8 protein-coding genes are annotated in these 8,770 nt (G+C 41.4%); 4 read left to right on the top strand and 4 right to left on the bottom strand.

The window, feature by feature from the left end; genetic code table 11:
- Positions 1–706: 706 nt before the first annotated feature.
- The 4 genes from CIK99_RS08080 to CIK99_RS08065 all read right to left on the bottom strand — a co-directional run bounded on the left by CIK99_RS08080 (position 707) and on the right by CIK99_RS08065 (position 3,925).
- On the bottom strand, positions 707–1,906 hold the full coding sequence (locus tag CIK99_RS08080; protein ID WP_094381025.1) for a hypothetical protein: 1,200 nt from the start codon (positions 1,904–1,906) through the stop codon (positions 707–709).
- A 206-nt stretch (positions 1,907–2,112) separates the two neighbouring features.
- Positions 2,113–2,610 carry an Rpn family recombination-promoting nuclease/putative transposase gene (locus CIK99_RS08075; RefSeq protein ID WP_254047757.1) on the bottom strand — a complete coding sequence of 166 codons (498 nt, stop codon included), beginning with the start codon at positions 2,608–2,610 and terminating at the stop codon, positions 2,113–2,115.
- Between the two features lie 204 nt (positions 2,611–2,814).
- Positions 2,815–3,036, bottom strand: a complete 222-nt coding sequence (locus CIK99_RS08070) for a hypothetical protein (protein ID WP_094381023.1) — start codon at positions 3,034–3,036, stop codon at positions 2,815–2,817.
- 7 nt (positions 3,037–3,043) lie between these two features.
- Positions 3,044–3,925: an Rpn family recombination-promoting nuclease/putative transposase gene (locus CIK99_RS08065; protein ID WP_094381022.1), complete on the bottom strand. Its 882-nt coding sequence runs from the start codon at positions 3,923–3,925 to the stop codon at positions 3,044–3,046.
- Positions 3,926–4,327: 402 nt separating this feature from the next.
- On the opposite strand from CIK99_RS08065, the gene CIK99_RS08060 reads away from it, so the two are divergent.
- From CIK99_RS08060 to CIK99_RS08045, 4 genes are all read left to right on the top strand, one after another.
- Positions 4,328–4,678, top strand: a complete 351-nt coding sequence (locus tag CIK99_RS08060) for a DUF4160 domain-containing protein (RefSeq protein WP_254047756.1) — start codon at positions 4,328–4,330, stop codon at positions 4,676–4,678.
- 8 nt (positions 4,679–4,686) lie between these two features.
- Positions 4,687–4,923 carry a DUF2442 domain-containing protein gene (locus CIK99_RS08055; protein WP_094381021.1) on the top strand — a complete coding sequence of 79 codons (237 nt, stop codon included), beginning with the start codon at positions 4,687–4,689 and terminating at the stop codon, positions 4,921–4,923.
- 258 nt (positions 4,924–5,181) lie between these two features.
- The gene (locus CIK99_RS08050) at positions 5,182–7,386 is read left to right on the top strand and encodes a hypothetical protein (RefSeq protein ID WP_094381020.1); all 2,205 of its coding nucleotides are present in this window, start codon (positions 5,182–5,184) and stop codon (positions 7,384–7,386) included.
- A gap of 1,026 nt (positions 7,387–8,412) precedes the next feature.
- Positions 8,413–8,770, top strand: a 358-nt coding sequence (locus CIK99_RS08045) for a DNA-binding protein (RefSeq protein ID WP_144007939.1), incomplete at its 3' end; no start/stop codon positions are given.

Below are 8,770 nucleotides of genomic sequence, written 5' to 3'. Positions count from 1 at the left end.
GACCGCAATCCCACGATAGAGAACTGGTATGTATATGTCTTTTTTTCGTCCATTTCGGTTTCCCTCTGTTATTTGTTTGGTAGAGTTAATAGGTTCAGATTAGGACGGGTGACTGTCACCAGTCCTGTTTTTTAATCACGGTGAATTATAGAGTTTTTTGTCACTTAAAATATTTATGCTGTTTTATATATTTTGTTTATTATGCTGCAAAAGTAATAAAAAACCTCGTTACCTCCAAATTTTTTAGCAAGAAAATGGATTTGTTTTTGTTTGTGGTCAAATTGGAGCCAAAAACATCGGATTTAGGAGAAAATGGGATAGAAAAAACTCAATTTTTAGCCTAAAAATGGCTGTTTTTGACGTGAATTTGGCAATTTTAGCCTTAAAAACCACTATTTTTTGGCCTAAAAATGGCTGTTTTAGAACGCGAAAGAGGGTCATAGGGACAGTACATCGGTTTACTTCAGTACATCAGTTCACTCTCGGGTCGATGTACCTGTCCCTATGATTCATAATAAATTGTTTTTAATTAGTAATATAATAGATGTTGAGACATGGAATAGCCCATACCCTCGGTGCAAAGGTAATATCAACTAATGAATATCTCATATTTTTCTTCTACAAAATGAACCGTTTTCGTAAAGTTTAAACTTAACCCGATGAAAAACCGATGAATACCCGATGAAAAACCTATAAATAACCCGTTCTACTTTTCACTACCTTGGTTCTTCTTATGCGATTCAATAATATCGCACATATAATCATAGTAAAGCTTTAAATTTTTGTCTTCATATTTATTAAAGCCTTTGTGATAGGAGTCATCGTTGCCAATATTGCCGAATGTGTTCACCATTTGCCTGTAGGGTGCAGACGACAACACACCACAATTGACGTATGCTCTCATGGTGCATCCTATCATCGTTATATTGTTGCCTTCTATCGATTTGCTGATAAACTCCATCCAGTCGTCCTTGTATGGTCCAACAATATAGTTTCGTATGGAGTCATGATAGCTATGCTCTTTATTAATCATGCCATTCATCACAATAGTATATAAATAAATTAACAATATATTTCTTGGCAGCCTTTTATAGTATAGGAAACTTTGAAATGTCTTTTCATAATTCATATTGACCCTAAAATCCTTAGGCATTTTATTTATCATTATTTCCACGTCTTTCCTTGAAATATTGACACTGCCACTCTCCAAGTTAAGCTTAATGATTTTCTCAATTTCACGACATATATAATGGTAATATTTAATCCTCTCATCGTTATCATAAATCTTTGTACTTAAATTTGCCACTTCAATTTGCATTTCTGCCACATCCTTGTCGGCACAATCGCCGAGCATACGACACAACTCTTGTCTGTCGTCATAAAATTCCTTGGAATACCCCAATACTGCGAGATTCTTGAATTTGTCTATGAGTGGACGCATGTTCGACACATTGCAAGCTTTAAGACGCAATAGAGTCAGCATCGAATTCATCACCCTCTTCAGTTCGCGCCATTCTGCGATTGGTTCAGGCTTTAAGGCGTCAATTCGCCAATAAGATTCAATGGGTTCTTCTTTTTCTGTCATTGGGGTTATGTCGATGAAGTTCACCTCGGTGATTATAGATTTGTGCATTGAGGAAGCGGCAACAAATTTTGCGACATGGCAATGGTGATAACATCCCATAATATACCCATAGATGTTATTTTCATCTATGTCATTTCTTCTCACATAGCCAATGACTTTACCATCGAGAGTCACAGCGATGGCATGACTGTCAATGTTGTCAGTGTCGTGTTGCAGTATCACAGTTTTGCCGATTAACGATGAAATATAATCGTCAATGTCTATATCCTGCTCTTTGTAAAATTTCAATCCTACTGTTGAAAAGCGCATAGTCTTTGTCATTTTTTTTGCTCTTATAATTTTTATCTTCTTAAAAATTCAAATCCCTGCATGTAGCAGAAATCATAATGCAAAATTAGTGACAAAAAATCGATCCTCCAAATTATTTGATACTTTTTATGAAAATGTCACGCACGACCTTTAATCAGAATAGCTAATTGTCCGTAACTATGGAAGATATATATTGATCTGATTCTTGCATAATTACATCATGCTTTTGAAATATCGTTAATAAGGAGTTTTACATCGGCTTCGGTCATGCCTGTAGCTATGGCAATAATATCTACTGATGCGCCGGATGCCAACAACCTCTGGATTGTGGCTTTCTTTTCATTTTCACGACCTTCCGCATTGCCTTCCATGCGTCCTTCCATACGCCCTTCCATACGCACTCCCTCAAACACGCTGATGGTGTCGCGGTATTTCTTCAGAGCCTCGTCATATTGCAGGCGCTCGGCACGGGTCATGGCGCTTACATCGGCAATGCTCTCAAGCTTCTTGAAAACGGCACTCTGAGCCGCCCATGGTAATCTGTTTAATGTTTCCATATTCTTTAACAAATAAATCCAACGTTCTACTTGATTCTCACATTCATCGGCCTCCTTATAGTTTGCGAAAATAGTGATTTTTATTGAAATGGCAATAAAAAGAATGAAAATGTTACAAATAATTAACGGATAAGGGAACCAAACAGAAGCATGGGTCATAAGGACAGAAGTCATAAGGACAGGTACGTTGGTTCGTTATTTGTCGCGAATCAGTGATGCCTGTCCCTATGAATCTCAGCCACTAAGTCCGGATGTTGGCATATTGGTTATTTATAAATTTCGTTATTTCAAAACGATAAAAGATATATAGGTAACGACCCACAAAGTAAATGAATGCAACAAAACCTTAGAACCATAGTATATCTACAAAATTGTGATTTCATCTTCCGACAAGCCCGTCATTTCTGATATGAAAGCTATTGTCAAGCCCATTGATTTCATATTGCGTGCAATGGAAATTTTTGCTTTTGCTGCACCTTCCATTATCGCTGTGTTTATACAGTTGTCCCAGTCACACTTTGCCTTTAATCGGAACACCTCCTCGTCGGCATCTATGGACGATATATATTGATCTGATTCTTGCATAATTATATCATTCTTTTGTTATCTCTTCAATTAAAGGTTTAACTTCGTCCTGGGTAAGACCTGTTGCTACAGCAATAATATCCACAGATGCGCCGGAAGCCAACAACCTACGGATTGTGGCCTTCTTTTCTTTAGCCTCTCCTTTCGCTTCTCCTTTCTCCTCCGCCGTGTCAAGCGAGTTCTTGAGGTCGCGATAGGTCTTGAGGCTGTCCTCGTATTCCTTCAGTTCGACTGGAGTGAACTTGGCTATCTCAGCCACCTGAAACAGACGGTCGAATATCTTGTCGCGCAGGGCTGCGGGACGCTCGTTGAGGGAAGAGAGGTTCTTCAGGGCATAGAGCCACTTGTCGTAGGGGGTGACAAGCTCACTCTCGGTCTTATTGAACTTTGCCACCTCGACGTATATAAACTCTAACTTGTCATAGAAGACGCGTTTCGTGGCGGTATCACAGAGTTGCACATGATGACTGATTTCATTCATGTCAAAAGCCGTCTCGTCCTTCATGTCGTAATTCAGCAGGGCGACAGTATATACAGGATTCAACTTGTAGTTCCAGGTGTCGCCCTTGGGTGCTTGCTCACGAATGGGGAATGTAGAATAATACACTGATCTGTCCTTGAAGAATTTCTGCGATGCGTTCTGCATCTCGACAATAAACTTCTCGCCGTCCTCGCTCTCGCAATAGACGTCGAAGATAGCCTTGCGCTCGGTGTATATATCGCCGACGTGCTCGGAGTTGCTGTATTTCAAACTCTTGATTACCTTGCGCCCGTCAAACAGGCTATTAAGGAAATTGATCAGCAAGTCCTTGTTGGGAGCAGTGCCGAATATGCGCTTGAAACCGAAGTCGGTAAGCAGGCTGATGTATCTTTCTTCTATTCCATTCATACCACAAAACATATTTTTGCCGCAAAAATACAATTTTTCCGGGAAAGATGCAAGAAAATCCACAGAAATTTTGCAGATGAAGATTTATTTGTTACTTTTCAGAGGAATCAATAGAATGAATAGACCATCGGATGCGCACGGGAGACAAACGAGACTGCGCAAAACGCCCGCCGTTGTAGGGTCTTACTTTATGAAAGCCCGCCCGCCGCAAGGAATATCCCTTACCGTGGTATCGGACTTACATAAAGTAAAGTCTCTACATCGGAAGATAACTCCGATAATAATATCATCTGTGGAAATCCAATTATAATTATCAATCTGTGTCAATCTGTGGATAAAATTTATGTATAATTGTTAAATTGTCAGAATATTGAATAATTATCTGATGATTTTGATGCTTATATGAAAGAAAATGTGTACCTTCGCTGCGCAGATGTTATATACTGCACGAAAAGTAAAGCCAGAAAGTATGGCAGTTTTATTAAAATAAATGGTATGCCACAAATTAGTTTCTTCTATGGGATAGTAATCCTGATGAATTTTGCCGATCATGCCCCTGCTCATTTCCATGCCTGGTATGGAGATTTCAAGGTGATTGTCAGCATAAAAGATGGTGTTGTGAAGGGCGAAATGCCTGGTCGCGCATTGAAAATGATTCTGGAATGGTTAGAGATTCATCGAGAAGAACTTCTTAGTAATTGGGTCAAAGCCCAAAATGGAATGCCATTAGATAAAATTGAACCACTAAATTAATTTGAACTATGTTTATAGAGGTCATTAAAGCTGAATACGTTGATGGTTACCGCATCAGATTGTGGTTTAATAACAATGTCAATAAAGTGGTTGACTTAAAGTCATCGCTTAAAGGAATTGTGTTTGAACCCCTGAAAGACTTGGATTTCTTCAAGAAGTTTTCGGTGAAATACAATACCGTGGAATGGGAAAACGGCGCTGACTTCGCGCCCGAATACCTATTGGCATTACCGAATGAAATGTAACTCAATATCGAAAAACCAAATTATCATCGTATGACAGCATTGCCAACCATACACATTACCCTATATGACCGCCTGACTCATAATGATTTAGGGGAGGGGTACTTGCTATGGCTTAGCATCGTCAGCGACATATAACATCACATACAGAGCCTTACGCAGGTGTCAGACAGTGGCATCGGCGGAAGGCTCTGTGCGTTTCAGACAAAACATTCAAAACACCTTAACTTTGCAATGACAAAATAATAAAAAACGTAGAATATGAACAAGAAAATTACACAATTTAAATGGCTCATCACGATGCTTCTGCTCGTGACGGCAATGACTATGCCTAAGATGGCATGGGCGGAGATTACGACAACACCGCCAAGTAGTGGCGATGGCACATCAGCAAATCCTTATCAGATTGGGACTGCTGCAGAGCTTTACTGGTTTGCAGGACTTGTCAATGGTACGCTTGAAGGCGAAACACAAAACACATCTGCAAATGCGGTACTTACTAAGAATATCACCGTGAACAATGAGGTTCTGATTTCTGACGTAACTCTTAATAATAATGGTTCAGGTTTTGAAACTTGGACACCAATAGGCAATAATCAAAACCCATACGCAGGAACATTCGACGGACAGGGACATACCATCAGCGGACTGTATTTCAATGATTCAAGTAAAAACTATGTAGGCTTGTTTGGATATAGTTGCTTCGGTACCATAAAGAATGTTGGCGTTGTTGACTCCTATTTTAACGGAGCCGATTTTATCGGTGGAGTGTGTGGAAAGGATGATAACGGCACAATCATGAACTGCTATAATACAGGCACAATCAGTGGTAATTATTATGTCGGCGGCGTGTGCGGAGAGAATAAAACAACTTTGAACGATGAATTTGGAAATATCACAGCCACCATCTCCAACTGCTATAATACAGGCGCAATCAACGGAAGCTGGTATGTAGGCGGCGTTTGCGGAATGAATCATGCAGAGATAGAAGACGAAGCTGCGACAGCCACCATCTCCAACTGCTATAATACAGGCGCAATCAACGGAAGCTGGTATGTAGGCGGCGTGTGCGGACAGAATAAAGCAACTTTGAACGGTGAATTTGGAGAAATCACAGCCACCATTACGAACTGCTTTAACACAGGCCCAGTCAACGCTCGAGGTGCTAATGGCGGAGGCGTGTGCGGAATTAATGAAGCAATTAATAAAGCAACTTCGAGTGAAGGACCTATAGTAGTAACGGCCATCATCGAGAACTGCATCTATTGCAGCGATACATGTAAAGGTATGTGGGGCTTAAACGGAGATAGTGCTGTTAGTGAAAATGTAGATGGAAAGACCGCCTCTCAGTTCAAGAGCGGCGAGGTGGCATGGCTGCTCAACGGAAGGAAGTCAGAGAGTACAGAAGAAAGCCCACTTGTGTGGTATCAGAACCTCTCAGCTGAGGGTGGTGATATTCATCCAGTCTTGACAAAAACTAACTCAAATACCGTATATCAAGTAAAATTGTATTGCGGTGGCGGAACAGTCGATGCCGGAAAGACATACGCCAACAACAATGAAGCTGTGACTAAAGAGCATAATATGCCTGAGACCGCCTCATTCAACTCTGTGAAGAAAATATATGAGAAGCTATGTCAGACAAAAGGATGCGGAAAAACAGTCTATTACGCCAATGCTGCCGGCACCATCGAAGCCACACCCAATGCCGAGGAAACAGAGTTTACCGTGGCAAACTATCCATTGCAGGATGCCAAGACGTATGACAATCAGGCAGTGTTCACTGCCACCGATTTCACCTACACCCGCACGTTCTCGAATACTAATTGGACCACATGGTATGTGCCGTTCGAGCTTAAGCTTACTCCAGAAATATGTTCTAAGTTCGCCTTCTCGCGCATCAACAACGTGCATCAGTATGACACCAATGATGACGGCAATGCAGACAAGACCGTGGTGGAGAGCTTCCGCCAGACCGAAGGCGTGACACTCAAGGCCAACTATCCTTATCTTGTTAAGCCTGTAAGCGAAAGCGACTTGAACATGGTATTGAATCTTTCGAACGTGCAACCTGCATTGGCAGAGGCAAAGAGCATCGACTGCCAGAGCGTGGACTACAAATACATGTTCACCGGCACATACGATGAGATGGACGAAAGTGGTGCGACTCTTTATGACCCATATACGCTATATACTGACGGCACATGGCAACATTACCATAGTCTCGAGCCTATGCGTCACTATCTGACCATCTCGTCACGCAATGCAACGACTTCAACTACTGCCTTCATGCGAAGCATCCTGCTCTCCGTAATCGGTGATGAAAATGCTACGGGCATAGTGAAGATATACGATGAGGAGCGCAGAGCAAAGGAGACATACGATCTGGGCGGTCGCCGCATACCTGCAGGAAGCCAGCGGAATGGTTTCTATATTGAGAATGGAAAAGTAATTTATAAAAAATAAGAGACAATAATTATGAAGAAGAAGTATATCAAGCCGGCAATGGAGGTTTATGAAATAGAGCCTGCACAGCTGCTGACCGGTTCAGTTGACGAAACAGAAGTGAAATTCGGAGAAGGCTATCCAGGCTGATATAGGATAGCATAAACATATTTATTCACCCGCACTTCACGGGAACAACAAGGGTCTATACGCCACGATGGTGGGTGTATAGGCCTTTTTCCATGGGTCAGAATCATCGGGGACAGGTTCATCGACCCTAAAGAGTGAACCAACGTACCTCTCCTTATGATCCAAGGAACGCTGCAAAATTACATCCACTCCTCCGAACCGCCCAATATGGTTTGTAGATGACCAACTTTGTTTGCAGATGCCGCATTAAAAAAAAACTCGTTACCTCCAAATTTTTCGAAAAGAAAATAGTTCTGAAAAGGCAAGTCTTAATCAAAAAAAAACAGTTAAACAGTTAAACAGTTATTTTTTAGGTCATCACCCTGTTTTCTCATTTTTTCTTTATATTATATATATATATAAATATATATATATAATATAAGTATTTTTTTGACAAAAAGGGGTAGTTTAAAATAAAACTGTTTAACTGTTTAACTGTTTAAGTGTATGTTCTTCGTTTAAACAGTTAAACAGTTAAACAGTTTGTTTTCAGACCATGAAATATTTCTCTATCTGGAGAAAATTATTTCTCTAACTAAAGAGATTTTTCAGGGCAGTTGAGGAGGTTATAATACACAAGTGTATTATAAAAATATGTTAATAAAATGAACTTAATTTGCGAAACACTTGTATATGCGAAAAAAAATTACTACCTTTGCAGAAGATAAGCGGCATCTCGGCAAAACAATCAAGCGAGCTTGTTGTGTTGCGCTCGATTTGCATTATCTTTGCAAACGTAAACGAGAACGGAAGCGCGCACCGTGATTCGGATACACGAGTGAGACAAAATTTTCTGTGGCGGGCAGTAAGCCTAAGACGGTTCGCCACGCAGTGTGTAACCATTAATAATTCTTAGTTATGGCAATTAAACTAAAGGCAACAGAGCGAATGCTCAAGGTAGGTCCCAACGCGGGCAAGTATGCTTACATCCTCTCAGCGGAGCTTTACTCCGCGCTGGCGGAGAGCAAGGTGATTGAAGAGGCTGCAATGCGCAGCGGCATCTCGAAGGGTGCCATCCAGGCGGCATGGGCGGCATGTGGCGATGTGATAGTGGCGTGGGCCACTGAGGGACACTCGGTGCCCGTCCCGGGTCTCGGCACGATGCGCTTCGGCGTCAACGCCCAGTCGGTGCTCGACGTGAACATGGTGGCAAGTTCGCTCATCACCTCCCGAAAGATTGTGTTCACCCCGTCGGTGGATGTGAAGGCGGCCCTCA

The organism is Prevotella sp. P5-92 (assembly GCF_002251245.1).
Classification (GTDB): Bacteria; Bacteroidota; Bacteroidia; order Bacteroidales; family Bacteroidaceae; genus Prevotella.
This window is presented reverse-complemented; position numbering and strand designations above follow the sequence as displayed.

Bases quoted from the DNA above. Each gene is read 5' to 3' on its own strand.
- CIK99_RS08080 (WP_094381025.1), bottom strand. From the start codon at position 1,906: ATGACAAAGACTATGCGCTTTTCAACAGTAGGATTGAAATTTTACAAA.
- CIK99_RS08075 (WP_254047757.1), bottom strand. From the start codon at position 2,610: ATGACCCATGCTTCTGTTTGGTTCCCTTATCCGTTAATTATTTGTAAC.
- CIK99_RS08070 (WP_094381023.1), bottom strand. From the start codon at position 3,036: ATGCAAGAATCAGATCAATATATATCGTCCATAGATGCCGACGAGGAG.
- CIK99_RS08065 (WP_094381022.1), bottom strand. From the start codon at position 3,925: ATGAATGGAATAGAAGAAAGATACATCAGCCTGCTTACCGACTTCGGT.
- CIK99_RS08060 (WP_254047756.1), top strand. From the start codon at position 4,328: ATGAAAGAAAATGTGTACCTTCGCTGCGCAGATGTTATATACTGCACG.
- CIK99_RS08055 (WP_094381021.1), top strand. From the start codon at position 4,687: ATGTTTATAGAGGTCATTAAAGCTGAATACGTTGATGGTTACCGCATC.
- CIK99_RS08050 (WP_094381020.1), top strand. From the start codon at position 5,182: ATGAACAAGAAAATTACACAATTTAAATGGCTCATCACGATGCTTCTG.